The organism is Halomonas sp. AOP27-A1-41 (assembly GCF_052378605.1).
GTDB lineage: Bacteria > Pseudomonadota > Gammaproteobacteria > Pseudomonadales > Halomonadaceae > Vreelandella > Vreelandella citrativorans.
The window spans coordinates 72,945-87,163 of record NZ_JBQSXT010000015.1; the positions used below are offsets into that span (position 1 = coordinate 72,945).

A 14,219-nucleotide genomic window follows, 5' to 3' on the forward strand; every position below is an offset into this window, starting at 1 on the left:
CGGCTTGCCACATCAAACCGCCTTTCAAGATCAGCATTTAGTGATACCTCGTGAGCCTAGTCACTTTTGATATGAAAAAGCTCTCTGGGCGCGCTATCTAACATGTAATGTTGGGCTTCACCAGCATCGGCATTGCTCTCGCCCTAGTGCGGCTGCGGCTACTATCAGGCATGCCTGCCCTCATGGCATTCGGTGCGCTCGCACTGGTGCACATCATTGTTCATCTGCGCTTTTTCCTACATATTGGCTAGGCTAAATCGCACCGGGACGCTCTAAAGCGTATCCTCTTCACCACACTGATCGTGCTTATCATCGTGGCCGGTACGATCTGGATGCTATGGGACCAACATGCCCTCATGATGGGATAGTTCGCAACGAGCCATATTTATGACCAACGTCGCCATCTTTATTGATACACAAAACGTCTACTACACCACGCGGGATGCATATCGGAGAAACTTTGATTACAACCGGTTTTGGGCGCAAGCCACCGCCAACAGAGAAGTGGTGGGTGCGTTTTGCTATGCCATTGATAAAGGCGATAAGAAACAGCGCGAGTTTCAAAATATACTCAGAGCCATTGGTTTTGAGGTGAAGCTAAAGCCCTTTATTCAACGCGCCGACGGTTCTGCCAAGGGCGATTGGGATGTGGGTATTGCGCTGGATGCCATCGAGTACGCAGAGCACGCCGACGTTATCGTACTGGTAACGGGTGATGGCGATTTTGACTTGCTGGTGAATAAAATTCGCGTCAAGTATGGGAAAAAAGTAGAGGTGTATGGCGTTCCCCAGCTCACTGCTGCGTCATTAATGAACGAAGCGAGCGCGTTTATCCCTATTAAGGAAGACCTGCTGCTGCGCTAATTCTTGCGCTCGCCCCGCTCATCTCAAGCCCTACCTCTGCGCCGAAGTCACACGCATCAAGAGGCGCTTTCCCTTGACGTGTCAGCACAGGCGGGTAGCGCCATTACAACACGTAGCCCGCCACCGGCTCGGTTTTCGAGTGCCAGCCTACCGCGATGCGCCATGACGATACTGCGCACAATACTAAGCCCTAAACCGTAGCCGAGCGCGTTGGAAGTTGAGTGAGTGGACGTATCGCTCTGTACAAAAGGCTGCATCACGGTGGGCAGCTCTTCATCATGAATGCCCAGGCCATCATCCTGAATCTCTACGTCTACCCAGCGCCCTGTCAGCCGTAGCGTCAGTTGGGCGCTTCCCGCATAGTGCAGCGCATTCTCAAGCAGGTTGTGCAGCACCCGCCGAATACTCGCGGCGTGGCCAGAAATAATGACCGCTGAGGCGCCTTCCCAGCGGATATCGCTCCCGGTATCGACGAACTCATCCACCACCTCATCAATCAACCCTGCCAAATCGAACGTGGCGTGGCCCTCGGGTTTGGCGCCTTCGCTGATGGAGTCCAGAAGAGAACGAATCAGTTCCTCCATCTGGTCGATGTTGTTAATCAGCTTTTCCCGGATGTGTGTCTCTTTAATACCGACCACTCGCAGGCGCATACGGGTGAGCGGAGTGCGTAAATCATGAGAAACCGCGGCCAGCAGCTGCGTTCTTTCGCCCATAAGATCCATCAACTGTTGCTGCATGGCGTTGAAGATCTCGGCGGCCTGGCGCATTTCCTTCGGCCCTTCAATCGGCAACGGCGGCTGCTCAATGTTCTTCCCCAATGCCGAAGCGGCGCGAACCAGGCGCCTTAATGGGCGGGTACTCATACGTACAACGATAAGCGCCACCACCAACAGGGCCAGTGCACGGAGCAGATAAACGCGCAGCGCATAGTCGCCCAGCACGCGCCAGGCCGGCTGCGTGCTCCATCCCTGTTCTTGAACCGCTTTCACATGCAGCCATTGCCCAGAAGCAAGGCGAAGCTGGAAATCAAAATGGCCCACCACATGAGACAACCCGAACAGGCCCGCCCATGTTCTGGCATGACCATTCTCGTCCTGGATCGTCACATCGAGCAAGGACAGTTCTACAGCCTCCCCCATCTCATGATGTAACGCCTCCTGCAGCATACGCTCTACATTTTGTTGGGCATCGTCCAGTCGTGGCGGTGCAGGAAGCGGTGACAAGAGAAGTTCGGGATGGAAGGTCGCGGACGAAAGCGATGTGATCGCGTCGCCATTAGCGAGCTTACGCAGGGTGTCGACGGTACGAAAGGTTACCAGACGGGCAGGCACTTCCAGCACTTGGCTGTAGCGCACGTCGTACCAGATGCTGCTAAACAGCAGTTGGATGGCCAAACCACCGACCACCACTATCACGCTCAACTGACCAAATAGCGAGCCTGGCCATACGACCGGCCATAATCGGCGATGCCATCCTAACCAGCGCATCAGTTAGGCGTAGCGGGCAGTTCGAGCAAATACCCTTCATTACGTACTGTACGAATAAACCGAGGGCGACGAGCATTGTCCTCAAGGTAATGGCGCAAACGGCTAATGCAGACATCAATGGAGCGGTCATTGACATAGTACTCCCGTCCAAACGCACAGCGGCTCAGCTCATCACGGCTCACAATTCGGTTGGGAGCGGCACTCAGCGCTTTTAGCACTCTGAAATCGGAGCGCGTGAGATCAAAAACATGGCCGCTGGGTGAGTGCAACCGGCGTACGTGTAAGTCCAGCCGCCAACCGGCAAAACAGTGCTCGGTCGCCTCGGCGGCCGGTGGTGGTGCCTTGCTCTGCCTCTCAGGGCTCTGTTTTCCAAGATGCTGTCTTTCAAAGTTCTGGTTTTCAAGGCTCTGATTTTCGATATCCGGCTTTTCTCGGCTTTTCTGCTCTCGGCGCATAACAGCGCGGATACGCGCCAGCAATTCGCGAGGATCAAAAGGCTTGCACAGATAATCGTCCGCGCCAATCTCAAGGCCGATGATGCGCTCCACGGAAGCACCACGCGCGCTGATCATAATCACCGGCAGGCTGCTTTGGTGGCGTAAGGCCCGGCAAAGGCTCAATCCGTCCTCGCCAGGCAACATAAGATCGAGAATGACCACGTCGACGCGATCATCCAACTGGCGCCACATTTCACGGCCGCTGGCAGCGCCACGGGTGCGACATCCCATCTCGCTCAGGTAGCCACAAATCAGTTCGCGGATCTCCTCGTCGTCATCCACCACAAGCACAAGAGCGCCTTCATCGTGCGGTTCATCGATTAACGTCAATGGCGCCACATCATCCCTACAATTCATTACATATGCCCCATAGAGCAAAAGTTTCTTAGCCAGAGTCGTCAATATAATCGTGACCCTAGCAACCGTAAATGCCAATCATTACTATTTTATAGGGATTCTCATGATGTATCGCGTCTCGCAGCCCCTCAGGAACGCCTGCGAAGGGTCAAAAACGCCCCTCGCAAGGGCTATTGCCGCCACCTGTGGCTGTCTTCTAAGCACGTCGGTGATGGCTCAGACCGCGACGGAAGAGCCTCAACGTGTATCCGAGGTACAGATGGATACCATGAGGGTCGAGGCAAATTATCAAGGCGACCCTGCCCGTAGCTATACGGTTCCTGAAACCACTAGCTCCACCGGCCTTGATCTCTCACCACGTGAAACGCCGCAGTCGGTGACCAGCATCACGCGTCAGCAATTGGATGATCAGCAGATTGTGAATATCGAGCAGGCGTTAGCGCTTACGCCCGGCATCAGCTCCAGCAAGTCGGAAGTGGGTGGCCGTACGGCGTTCCGGGCGCGTGGCTACAGTGTCAGCAACTGGAAAGTTAACGGCTTGGCGTTCCCGGGAGGTTCGGATTTTAGTAACGGCGGTAACGCCCTTAACATGGATCTGTACGAGCACATTGATATCGTGCGTGGCGCCAATGGCTTGCTGGGCGGAACAGGGGACCCTTCGGCAACGGTTGATCTGATTCGCAAGCGCCCCGAGAAAACCTTCGGCGGCAGCGCCTACGCCACTTATGGCAGTTGGGATACTGGCCGCGCTGGGGTCGACGTGAACGTGCCGCTTACCGAGGATGGCCGCATTCGCTCGCGCTTCGTGGTCACCCAGCAAGAAGGCGATGGCTTCCGCGACCATGAATCCAGCCGAGACCGGGCCGCGCTTGCCACTTTCGAGTTTGATGTCTCCGACGCCACCACTCTGGGCGTGGGTTACCAGTACGAATACAACAAAACCTACGGCGCGGGCTGGGGTGCCAATATTCCCATCTGGTACGCCAGTGGCCAACTGACAGACTTGTCGCGCAGCAACAACCTCGCGCCTAGCTGGAGCTATGGGGAGTACCAGACCGACACCCTGTTCGCCTCGCTGGAACACGCATTCAACGACGATTGGTCGCTTGATATCAACATCGCACAAAGCGACATAGAGGCCGTTGGTCACCGTGGCCTGGCCAAGGTTAACCGCGGCAGTGGTGGCACCTATATCGGCTATTGGGATGAAGAGGATGGCAGCGGTGCCATATTGAATGGCCTGCACGACAGCACCGAGACGCGCCAGCGGTCCACCCAGTTTGACTTAAGCGGTGCATTTGATGCTATCGGCCGCCGCCATGATGTCATGTTTGGCTATAACGAAAGCCGCACGCGGGCACGCTCTCCCGACTACACCTGCACCATGTCGAGCAACACCACCACCATCCACTCCTCCAACTGCCTGTTTCGAGCTAACAACGGCTTGCCGGTCACCGACTGGCGTCATGGTGTCGATGCCGACTTTACCATGGAGGCCTCAAAAACTGGCCGCAGCAGCCTCACCGAAACACGCCTGAGAGGCTTATACGCCGCAACGCGCCTAAGTATCACCGAACCGCTGTCGGTTATTCTTGGTGCTCGCACCAGCTACTACAAAACCGAAAGCGAAACGTCCTCGGGCGAACACTCCAGCCAGCACGACAACGGCGTGGTAACGCCCTACGCAGGCGTGGTGTATGACCTCACGGACAATCACTCGCTACACGCAAGCTACACCAGCACATTCACGCCGCAAGCCCGTGAAACCACCAGCGGCGCCACGGTTAAACCCATCGTCGGCGACAGCTATGAAACCGGTGTGAAAGGCGAATGGTTTGACGGCAGACTAAATGCCTCCGCCGCCTACTTCCGCACCCGCCAAGACAACAAGGCCGTACGTGACGGCAGCAATGTTACACCCACCGGCGACCAGGCCTACAAGGCAGGAACAGGCAATGAAACCGATGGCATCGACCTGGAAATCGCTGGCGCTCTAACGCCCAACTGGAATGTTTACGGTGGCTACACTTACCTGCACTTCCGCCGTGTGGACTCGGATGGCCGCAGCGACCCATCGCATCTGCTCAAGCTTTCCACTACCTATGAACCGTCTGGTTTCTTGAACCGCATGACCTTCGGCGGCTGTGTGTACGCACAAAGCAACATCCACGCCATATCAGGCCCGGCAGGCCAACCTACGGATGGTGTCAGCACAGGTTCCACTGCCGTCAACTGGCCCGGCTACGCCACCGTTAACGCCATGGCAAAATACGATATCAGCGATGAAACCAGCGTAACGCTTAACGTCGATAACCTGTTCGACCAACGCTACTACAACCGCTACGGCTTCTACGCCGGTGCCATCTACGGCGCCCCACGTAGTGCCTCGCTTACGTTGAGGACCGAGTTTTAAGGGGCTGGTTTTAAGAACCAAGGTTTAAGGACCGAATTTTAAGCATAAAAACAAGCACCATGCCGGAATCCTCGGCATGGCGCTTAGGCGTTTATTCGCCGCTTATGCGTCCTTTAATCGGTTAAAATGCTTCCCACTTTGGCTCAACGTGCCGTTGGCATCCACAGCCAGTAGATCAACCAGCTTATCAAAGCCGGTACGCACCTGACGGCCAATCAGCAGTCAGTCCCGATTCAAAATTGAGACATCCTGCATAATCTGCTCTTCCAGCAGGCTTTCATCCGCTAGCCCCGCCGGTCGCAGTTTTTGCGGTAGCGCACCGGGAGTGCTCGCGAGCTTCCAGATTCCTTGCTCAATGGCCATAGTAATTTGCCACCCTACAGGTGTAAAAGTATTGTATTTACAAACGTGAGGGCCTAGTATTTACGCCAACACGGCCCCTATCGGTGAGACTGCCACGCAGTAGCATTGCTTAGGGGTTTTTTATTGCCTTGCTTCCCATTCCCACTGCTCCCAGCCTTCTATAATTCCCATGCCTTTTAGATTTAGCCCTGCTTCGCGCAAATCTGGGAAACTGCTTAACAACTCTGATAAGCGGGCCCACCAAGTGCTCGTCGGGTTAACCGTCATCAATAGGTACTGAACAATACAGAACAGTAGGAAAGGGCGCGCCTGAACATGGGAGTTTTGCCAGCCTTGGGAAAATAGAGGGGCTTCACCATGGGCGGGCTTACGCGGCTGGTCCGTCATATTGCGATTCCACAGCCGACTATGATGGGCACATACATTGCGTAAATAATTCAAGCTGCGCAGCCAAGAAGCGAACACACGTCCGTTGCTAATGTCATAGCGGGCAGCAATGGCATCCTGCTCGTCTTCTCGCATTCCACCGAACAAGTGCGAGAGCGTACCAAAGTCCCAGACCTCACTGGCAATCCAGATCGGCAGCGGCAACCCGTACTTCTTTTTATGGTGCTCAATAAAGGTTTCTCGAGAGCGATTGATTAACCGTGCATGGTTTTCCTGCCATTTATGCAGGGGCGTTACGCCTGTTTTCTGATCAATCTTATAGGCAAACTCATCGTGCAGCAGTGCAGGGCCCAAATAGGCATACGGATCTAACCGCCCCAGCGTATGGGCAATATCTACTCTCAACGCCACCTCAATACGCTCAAGACCATCCAGCGCGAGAAGGCGCAGTCGTTTATCAAACACATAAAGATCGACAGCCTGCTGGAAAGTCGTGCCGTACTTAAACGCGTCTAATGCCAGGTAGTCCGTTTTGCCCTTTTTAAGCAGCGACTTACCATATTTATTTAAAGGCGTGCAAGCACCTGAGCGCTGACGAAAAGCGAACCAGTATCCGCTTAACCGGTAGTAACCAATGCGTTGAAGATGAGCCAATGCACGCTGGTCGTCCGTGATGGTCAGGCCACGATCTTTAAGCTGTTGCAATTGCTCAAGATGGCTAAGCCAAGGCTTAGTGTAATCGGTCATTGTCCTATCGCCTTTTCCACCATCGACTCGGCCAGTGCGATGTATTTTGCACAAAACTACTTTTGCTGAGGCCCTTCTTACCCATCCCAGATCTTGCTTGTCTGGCGAGGTGGGCATTGATTGCCCCAAGCTTACGACATCGTTTTCATGGAAGCAGCAAAAGCGAAGAAATCTTCGGCACTCATCTTAATTGCGAATAAGCTTTATTTTTAGAGGCCAATTGCATAACAGCAATAGCTTCTACGCAAAGAACATAATAATTAATAGTGACGAGAAGGAGGCCAAATGGCAGTCAAACACACTCCGACAAATGAAGTACACAAAGGCACCAAGGGCGGTAAAATGGGATACGGATTCGATACCCGTGAACACGCGTCTCACTGGGTAGCTACGTCAGAGCGTATTACCTGCGCCAAAAATGGCTGCAAGGCTTAATAAACGCTAGCTAAAAAAAAGCCCACGACTCTGTCGTGGGCTTTTTTTTATATTCTGGCGCGCCCGGCAGGATTTGAACCTGCGACCCTCGGCTTCGGAGGCTAATTTCAAACCTTACCAATGATTCATTATTCCAATGATAACCTACCGATAAACATCATTTCAAACCAATAAAAACAGCAGTTTATATAAAAACAGAGCACTAATGGCACACTTCACTTTACCCCGATTAACATCGGCCACTACCTTTCGCTACCATCAAGTGGTCACAGAACGTGATTTTAAAATGTCTGGTTTTCGGACAGTTTTGACCTTTGGTGGCAATGCCGCACCATGCATAATTGACCTGTATATGCGCCAAAGACCTGCTTGCCTTTATTACGGCTGAAGCCATGATGCAAAGCCACACCAATACTCGCGAATATAGAAATCACTAATTAGATAAAAGCCATCATGGTCTTTAAGGCCACTTCGATCAAAGCAATCGCACTTTGAAACACTCTCTTGCCAAGTTAAGCCGCTGCTCTAGGTTTTACCGCCAAGTCGCACGCCCAGTCGCTTGGCTACTGCAAGAAACACCGCTGTCTGACCAGCAAACGATAGAAGCTTTGCCTGACAGCGGGTGGTATCGCTTGACCGCCCAAGTGCCCGATGATCAGCAAACTCTGTGGTGGCTAATGGGTATGAGCACCAATGTCAAAGTGCTTGCGCCCAGTACGTGGCGAGAAACCCTAAAGACGAATGCGGCCCAGGTACTTGCACATTACCAGGACACTCCGGACACCTGCGATACGCACTAAAAACTGACTGCCGGATAGCCACGCCACTTTAAGGAGATCGCCATGCTCTGCTTTCATCTTACCGGTTAGCGTTTCATCAGCTTAGCGGGGACGGCTCGGCCAACCGCGTCAGATCAGTCAGCGGTATATGGGGTGATTTGGGAGGTCGCTTCTCATCATAAGCCGACCCTCGATCGTTACGAGGGTCTTGGGGTAGCCTACGGCGAAACCTGGCTGACGGCCACGGATCTTGCGACTGACCGGCAATTTGACGTGCAGGCATATGTCGGCAAGGTCACTTCCCTCGGGATTCGCCCATATACATGGTACAAGCACCATGTACTTGCCGGGGCGCGAGAGCATGGGTTACCCGCCAGCTATATTCGTGCACTGGAACGTATTGAGGCCCACCACGACCCCGATGCCGAACGCCACGCAATTGAAATGGCGTTGCATGGCGGCGCTGAACCGTCGTTAGCGAGGGGAGCATGATGGGCAATGATGAACGTTTAATCGCGTTTTATCATGGAGAAGGCCACGATCATAAAGGGCGTCGACTGGAGGATATCTGGGCACTCTCTTCTTTCTGGCTAGAGCATACCCACGACTATATCCAGTGGCTGTTTCCCATTCCGGAAGCCGGTCGTTTTAACGCGTTTGCGCCTTTACGGACGACCGAAGTACAAGCAATTTTTGAGAGTGAAGCATCTCTACGCAATCACCAGCAACGCTCGCTTGATGTCATGTTGGATTTTTTTGGACTCACTCGCGATGGCAACGTCATAACCGCCCAGCCGACATTATTAATGCAAACGCATATCTGGTTGAAAGCCGGTGGCCACAACCACCTGCGTATTACCCGTATTATTCGGTCGTTAGCGCTATGTCATCAGCTAGAACTGGCGCGTTCCGTTCAGAAAGCCGTGATTGATCTGGGTATACAGCACGGCGAGGTATCAGAAAAATCTTTGCGGTATTGGCGGGATGCGTTAAAACCCGCAGGAAAAGATGATAACAATTCATTTTGAGGCAAGACGAGCATTTAATATCTAATTTTGACCAATCAACATGGTGGATTGGCATAAGAAGCGGCTGTTATCACCACTTCGGGTCAGGGACGGCCTTTCCGCCGCTACGCGGCTACAAACCCGCCTTAAAACCGGGCGTTTAGCGCAAATAGGAACTGGCAGTATCATGCACAATACAATTTACATTGCCGAGCCAATTTTTCGGAAAAACTCCAAAAATGTGATGGCGAAGCATCTTTTCCTCCCATCAGAAAAATTGGCGTTACAACCGACCTTCCCGATCAGAGAGAGAAGGAGCTTCTGGGGACAAAAAGTCCTATAAAAATATCAATTGTCAAAGCCTGGACGAGCTTGAATGCTCGAAAAGTCGAATCTATGCTTCACACAATTCTAGCCTTGATGGCGAATATTTCTGGGATGGCAATGAAACTTTAGTTGATACCGTTACTAATTTTATAGAATCCTACCACCCTGAAGCTCAGGAAATAGGAATCTCTGATGAAGCCGATGTTGTCGCAGCCTCAGAGGCGGTGCAGAAGACGAACTCACAGCGGGTATACACAGAAGTTATTCCGAAGCTGGATGAGCTTTCAATTAAGTACAACATCACAAAAAACGGTCGAGGTGTCAAATTCAGGTTAGGTGACTACAACTTAGCGCTCGGAGGCAGATCAGCAGGGAGATACACGCTTACGATTTGGTCAACCAAAAGCACTGAGGATGCGCTATCTGATTTTGAACATTCTCAGGAACTCTCCGCAAACGGTTCCGAAGAAAGCAACCGTCGAGCAAGAATACCAATGAGTAATCTTCAAGTAATTTAGAGTCCCTTACAAACTACATGCAACAGTATCGCGCTTAACAAGCGGCATCAATTCGCGGCTTTTAGCCACCGGAAGAGCTGGAAGGTGGCAGCCTTTCAGTCGTTTCGCCATATAGATTACTCAGTGAGTGTGCTTATTACCTCGTTTATCCAGAGCACTTAGGGGAGCTCGCCAAGATGCGACGCCCTGTAGAGCATGTTACTCAACTTAGTGATTAAGCGTGTCGCTTCTCAATTTAAGCCCTGCGATAACGACTTCTGTCGGTTCTCGCAGGGCTCATCGCTTACAGCATGAGGCCAAGTAACAAATAAGCGGCCAAGGAAACCAGAGCAACGGAGAGCGCAAAGGGAATTTGTGTCTTGATATGGTCGATATGGTCAGAGGCGGCACCTGTCGAGGCAAGGACAGACGTATCCGACAGTGGAGAGCAGTGATCACCAAACACACCCCCGCCAGCTACTGCCGCGACAGAAGCATAAACCAATGGAGTAATCATATCGCCGCTAAAGTTGAAGGCGAGCGGTACCGCCAATGGCATCATAATAGCGAAGGTGCCCCATGATGTGCCGGTGGAAAAGGCGATAACGGCGGCAATAAGAAATGTCATGGCCGGAAGCAAAGCAGGTGTTAGCCAACCTGCAGTGGCTTCGACGATATAGTTGGCCGTACCCATGTCTTTGGAAAGCTGGTTCAATGAGTAGGCTAATGCCAAGATAATAATGGCGGGCATTACCCCCTTCATCCCGGCAAGCGACGTTTTCATGATGTCGTTGAAGGGAATGCCCTGCAAGCGCATCACGATACCCAGAAACACGGAAGCAGCCAGAAAAGCCTCCATGGTCTTGGCCGAGTCCATGACGATGAAGGTGCCCACGGCAACGCCGATCACTACCAATACTGGTGCAAAAAAATTCCAAAAAAGGTTGGTACGAGCGCCTTCATAGGGAGGAATTTCAGTCAGCTCTTCTCCCACCAACGGCTCCGCCCCATCACGCAATACCTTACCCTCCTCCAGCGCCCGGCGCTCTGCTTCACGCATAGGACCAAAAAGCGGAATGCCCCCAACAATGACTAACCCCACTACCAGCACAGAGAGCCAAGCATAGAGGTTGAAGGGTACAGCATTAAGAAAGACACCCATTGCCTGTGCAGCATTCTCGATAGGTCCCATACCAATCAACAGGCCAGAAATAAAGACCGCCCAGCCGGTGATGGGAACCATGACGCTCACTGGCGCCGAGGTGGAGTCGGCGATGTAAGCGAGTTTCTCGCGTGAAACTCGGTATCGATCTGTCAGCCCGCGCATCGTACTACCAACAAATAGAGGGCTAAAGTAATCACTGAAGAAAACAAACATGCCCATGACCCAAGCGATCAGCTGTACCCTCACTCGCGATAAGGCGCGTCGTTCCACCCAAGCGGTAAAGTTCTGAATCGCCCCAGTGCGCTGGAAAAAAGCGATCACCGTACCGATGAACAGTTCCAGCAGCAGTATCCAAGAGAAACTGGTGGTGCCCAGTGTTTCCTTTAAGAGTGTTGGAAAGCCCATCAATCCATTACCCAAGGTAATGACCCCCACAAAGCAGGCAACGGCCAGCGAGAATACGGTGTTGCGAGTAACAAATGCCAGCACTATAGCTAATGCCGCCGGCATGATGGACAACAACCCAATATGATCTTGAGAATCCATTGTAATCTCTCTTTTTTATAATGAAGGTTGGAGAATCAGGTTTCGTGTTTTGCCTTACGGCGCTCCACTTCGCTAGTCAGGTAGAAACCCAACCGACGTACGGGATCGGGTGGCATCCAGCTTGCTTTACCGAATAACGACGCAATATTCTCGACCGGCTGCCCCATCGCATGCCTCGCCAATGCATCACCGAGGAAGGTACCTTTAACAATACCGCCACCATTACAGCCTGCAGACACATACAATCCGGGCTGGATCTCACCCCAGAGGGGAGCACCGTTATAGGTCAGCCCGGTGGTGCCCCCCCAGACCTTATCGAAGCGCACTGGGGCGAGTTCGGGATAGCGCACCTCAAGGCTCGCTCTCAATTGATTTTCAATACGGGCGTTATCGGCTTCGCGTTCATAGCTGTAACACGAGCGAATCATCAAACGCCCATCGGCAGTAGTACGCAGCGTGCATCCCAGTCGATGGGCGGGTAGTAGCCCCCAAGTCGTCGCGGCGATTCGTTGACGCTCCGGCTCCGCCAATGGCTCGGTAATTGCGGCATAGGTATAGATCGCAGTTAACCGCGATGAGTCTGCACCAAAGGCTCGAGAAAAGGCGTTATTGGCAAGAACCACGCGCTCTGCCACCACCTCACCTTCAGGAGTGGTAACACGCCACTTCTTGCCATCAGGCACAATCTGGGTTGCGGGAGAGTGTTCATGCAACTCTATGCTGGCTGCCAACGAGTTAGCCAAACCAACGATCAATGCTGCGGGCTGGACAAGATAACAGTCCGGCGAATAGATGCCTTGAGCGTAGTAGCGTGTGCCGATTCGTTCAGCCAGCTGGCTGCTGTTCAGGGTTTGGTAAGAAAGACCGGCAGCTTTAAGAAAAGCTTCATACTGACTCAAGGCACGCTGGCCTATCGCACTGCGGGCGGCTCTATAAGTGCCGCTATGTTCGAGTTGGCAGTCAATTTTCAGGCCTTCCACACGTTCGCGCAGGAGCGCCATTGTTTTTCGGCTTAAGGCGTTCAGTTTCTCCATGCGTCCGAGCTCTTCAGGGCGAGCATCGTTAGCTAGCGCTATTTCCAGCATAAAGCCCGAGTTACGCCCTGGGCTACCTTCACCAACTTGGTCAGCTTCGAGGATTTTAATGCGGTCTTCGGGGCGCGCCTTCTGCCAAGCCGTGGCTGCCGCGAAGCCGGTGTAACCAGCCCCGACAATGACAACATCTGCATGGGAATGGCCACGTAAAATAGGCCGCGGCTGCCGCGCGGTCAGCCAGTTATTCCAGCCGCAAGGGCGCTGATGGCTCGGGTGCGTAGTTTGTGGCATAGCGAGTTAATCCAGATATAGCAGGCCGTGGGCCTGATTGACCATGGCAGCAACCTCTTCCTGCATGCCTTGAAGTACATCCAGCTTATGAGCCGTCGTCATACGCGATTTGAGCATCGAACAACTCATGGCACCCAATGGGTGGCCGCTATGGTCGAGGATGGGAATAGCCAAGCCACTGTATTCCGGGAGCAGAGAACCTTCTACGCCACGGGCATAACCATGTTTCAATTGATGGGCAATTTCAGCTTCAATGTCGGTGATGGCAATCGAGTATTCGTCCATCAGCCGTTCAGCGTTATGGTCGAGTATTTCGCCTCGCTCACCAGCCCCCAAGTAGCCAAGCAAGGCAATCGACGCTTGTCCGACGCCTAGCGGCAAACGACCACCCGTCGCCCTAACGAAACTGCCCACAGGATAAGCGCCGTTCTGTACTTCCAGGCAGACAGCATTAACGCCATCGCGAGCGAACAGATAGAAACTGTCTCCCCAGCGCTGCGCAAGTGCCAGCAATCTTGGCCGTGCCAAATCACGCAACCCAGCACCGTTTCCCGCTTGTGCACCAAGCACTAGCAACTCATAACCCAGCAGATAACGCCCACGAATAGGTGAGGAACGTAAGAATCCTTGTTGCTTGAGACCTTTTAGCAATCGATAAAGCGTAGGACGGCTAAATTCTAGCTCGTCAAGGTAGTCGCCTATGCTGGCCCCACGGTGGCCGCCACGTGCAGTAATCTGCAATATCTGCATGGCATGGCTCAATGTGGATGGTGTTTGGTGAGCATTACTGCCGCTTACAAGCATGGCGTGTGTCATTTTTTGTTTATGTGAGTTACAAAATAGCAAGACAACTTTATGAGTTCATCTCATTAAATGAGACATGCCATTTATTGGCAGTAACCTTTCCCCCAAACTAACACCATGAACTTGATGAGATTGCCAGCTAATCTTGGTTAACGGAGATTTCACTATGAAAAAGACACGCTGTGCCGAAAGTTGAGCATTTTCATTGGCACCTTC

At 52.8% G+C, this 14,219-nt stretch carries 14 protein-coding genes; 7 read left to right on the forward strand and 7 right to left on the reverse strand.

The genetic code is table 11. The features are described from left to right. Positions 1 to 387: 387 nt before the first annotated feature. The gene (locus tag ACT3TC_RS11395; RefSeq protein WP_444640148.1) at positions 388 to 864 is read left to right on the forward strand and encodes a LabA-like NYN domain-containing protein; all 477 of its coding nucleotides are present in this window, start codon (positions 388 to 390) and stop codon (positions 862 to 864) included. 56 nt (positions 865 to 920) lie between these two features. Here the strand turns inward: ACT3TC_RS11395 and ACT3TC_RS11400 are convergent, their stop codons facing one another. Then, positions 921 to 2,354: an ATP-binding protein gene (locus tag ACT3TC_RS11400; RefSeq protein WP_444640149.1), complete on the reverse strand. Its 1,434-nt coding sequence runs from the start codon at positions 2,352 to 2,354 to the stop codon at positions 921 to 923. Continuing rightward, entirely contained in the window at positions 2,354 to 3,208 is an 855-nt protein-coding gene (locus ACT3TC_RS11405; RefSeq protein ID WP_444640150.1) for a response regulator, read from the reverse strand. Before ACT3TC_RS11405 ends, ACT3TC_RS11400 begins: the two co-directional genes overlap by 1 nt. A gap of 211 nt (positions 3,209 to 3,419) precedes the next feature. Between ACT3TC_RS11405 and ACT3TC_RS11410 the strand changes: the two genes are divergently transcribed. Continuing rightward, on the forward strand, positions 3,420 to 5,621 hold the full coding sequence (locus ACT3TC_RS11410; protein ID WP_444640151.1) for a TonB-dependent siderophore receptor: 2,202 nt from the start codon (positions 3,420 to 3,422) through the stop codon (positions 5,619 to 5,621). A gap of 222 nt (positions 5,622 to 5,843) precedes the next feature. Here ACT3TC_RS11410 and ACT3TC_RS11415 read toward each other — a convergent pair whose 3' ends face one another. Continuing rightward, positions 5,844 to 5,984: a hypothetical protein gene (locus ACT3TC_RS11415; protein ID WP_444640152.1), complete on the reverse strand. Its 141-nt coding sequence runs from the start codon at positions 5,982 to 5,984 to the stop codon at positions 5,844 to 5,846. Positions 5,985 to 6,104: 120 nt separating this feature from the next. After that, a complete protein-coding gene (locus ACT3TC_RS11420) occupies positions 6,105 to 7,118 on the reverse strand; it encodes an Abi family protein (protein WP_444640153.1) in 1,014 nt (337 codons plus the stop codon). A 285-nt stretch (positions 7,119 to 7,403) separates the two neighbouring features. Here ACT3TC_RS11420 and ACT3TC_RS11425 point away from each other — a divergent pair, with 285 nt between their 5' ends. From ACT3TC_RS11425 to ACT3TC_RS11445, 5 genes are all read left to right on the forward strand, one after another. Continuing rightward, positions 7,404 to 7,553 carry a hypothetical protein gene (locus tag ACT3TC_RS11425; RefSeq protein ID WP_444640154.1) on the forward strand — a complete coding sequence of 50 codons (150 nt, stop codon included), beginning with the start codon at positions 7,404 to 7,406 and terminating at the stop codon, positions 7,551 to 7,553. A gap of 491 nt (positions 7,554 to 8,044) precedes the next feature. Next, positions 8,045 to 8,353, forward strand: a complete 309-nt coding sequence (locus tag ACT3TC_RS11430) for a hypothetical protein (protein ID WP_444640155.1) — start codon at positions 8,045 to 8,047, stop codon at positions 8,351 to 8,353. A 132-nt stretch (positions 8,354 to 8,485) separates the two neighbouring features. Then, positions 8,486 to 8,824: a gamma-glutamylcyclotransferase gene (locus ACT3TC_RS11435; protein ID WP_444640156.1), complete on the forward strand. Its 339-nt coding sequence runs from the start codon at positions 8,486 to 8,488 to the stop codon at positions 8,822 to 8,824. Beyond that, entirely contained in the window at positions 8,821 to 9,360 is a 540-nt protein-coding gene (locus tag ACT3TC_RS11440) for an opioid growth factor receptor-related protein (RefSeq protein WP_444640157.1), read from the forward strand. The genes ACT3TC_RS11435 and ACT3TC_RS11440 overlap by 4 nt, the downstream gene beginning before the upstream one ends. A gap of 255 nt (positions 9,361 to 9,615) precedes the next feature. Further along, the gene (locus ACT3TC_RS11445; protein ID WP_444640162.1) at positions 9,616 to 9,795 is read left to right on the forward strand and encodes a GIY-YIG nuclease family protein; all 180 of its coding nucleotides are present in this window, start codon (positions 9,616 to 9,618) and stop codon (positions 9,793 to 9,795) included. Positions 9,796 to 10,467: 672 nt separating this feature from the next. On the opposite strand, the gene ACT3TC_RS11450 is transcribed toward ACT3TC_RS11445, so the two are convergent. The 3 genes from ACT3TC_RS11450 to ACT3TC_RS11460 are packed head-to-tail and all read right to left on the reverse strand — an operon-like array spanning position 10,468 to position 13,949. After that, entirely contained in the window at positions 10,468 to 11,874 is a 1,407-nt protein-coding gene (locus ACT3TC_RS11450; RefSeq protein ID WP_444640158.1) for a Na+/H+ antiporter NhaC family protein, read from the reverse strand. Between the two features lie 35 nt (positions 11,875 to 11,909). Then, on the reverse strand, positions 11,910 to 13,199 hold the full coding sequence (locus ACT3TC_RS11455; RefSeq protein ID WP_444640159.1) for an NAD(P)/FAD-dependent oxidoreductase: 1,290 nt from the start codon (positions 13,197 to 13,199) through the stop codon (positions 11,910 to 11,912). A gap of 6 nt (positions 13,200 to 13,205) precedes the next feature. Next, complete coding sequence (locus ACT3TC_RS11460; RefSeq protein ID WP_444640160.1) at positions 13,206 to 13,949, reverse strand: IclR family transcriptional regulator; 744 nt, start codon at positions 13,947 to 13,949, stop codon at positions 13,206 to 13,208. Between the last annotated feature and the right edge of the window lie 270 nt (positions 13,950 to 14,219).

Excerpts from the sequence above, each read along its gene's own strand:
- ACT3TC_RS11395 (WP_444640148.1), top strand. The coding sequence starts at position 388 with ATGACCAACGTCGCCATCTTTATTGATACACAAAACGTCTACTACACC.
- ACT3TC_RS11400 (WP_444640149.1), bottom strand. The coding sequence starts at position 2,354 with ATGCGCTGGTTAGGATGGCATCGCCGATTATGGCCGGTCGTATGGCCA.
- ACT3TC_RS11405 (WP_444640150.1), bottom strand. The coding sequence starts at position 3,208 with ATGAATTGTAGGGATGATGTGGCGCCATTGACGTTAATCGATGAACCG.
- ACT3TC_RS11410 (WP_444640151.1), top strand. The coding sequence starts at position 3,420 with ATGGCTCAGACCGCGACGGAAGAGCCTCAACGTGTATCCGAGGTACAG.
- ACT3TC_RS11415 (WP_444640152.1), bottom strand. The coding sequence starts at position 5,984 with ATGGCCATTGAGCAAGGAATCTGGAAGCTCGCGAGCACTCCCGGTGCG.
- ACT3TC_RS11420 (WP_444640153.1), bottom strand. The coding sequence starts at position 7,118 with ATGACCGATTACACTAAGCCTTGGCTTAGCCATCTTGAGCAATTGCAA.
- ACT3TC_RS11425 (WP_444640154.1), top strand. The coding sequence starts at position 7,404 with ATGGCAGTCAAACACACTCCGACAAATGAAGTACACAAAGGCACCAAG.
- ACT3TC_RS11440 (WP_444640157.1), top strand. The coding sequence starts at position 8,821 with ATGATGGGCAATGATGAACGTTTAATCGCGTTTTATCATGGAGAAGGC.
- ACT3TC_RS11450 (WP_444640158.1), bottom strand. The coding sequence starts at position 11,874 with ATGGATTCTCAAGATCATATTGGGTTGTTGTCCATCATGCCGGCGGCA.
- ACT3TC_RS11455 (WP_444640159.1), bottom strand. The coding sequence starts at position 13,199 with ATGCCACAAACTACGCACCCGAGCCATCAGCGCCCTTGCGGCTGGAAT.
- ACT3TC_RS11460 (WP_444640160.1), bottom strand. The coding sequence starts at position 13,949 with ATGCAGATATTGCAGATTACTGCACGTGGCGGCCACCGTGGGGCCAGC.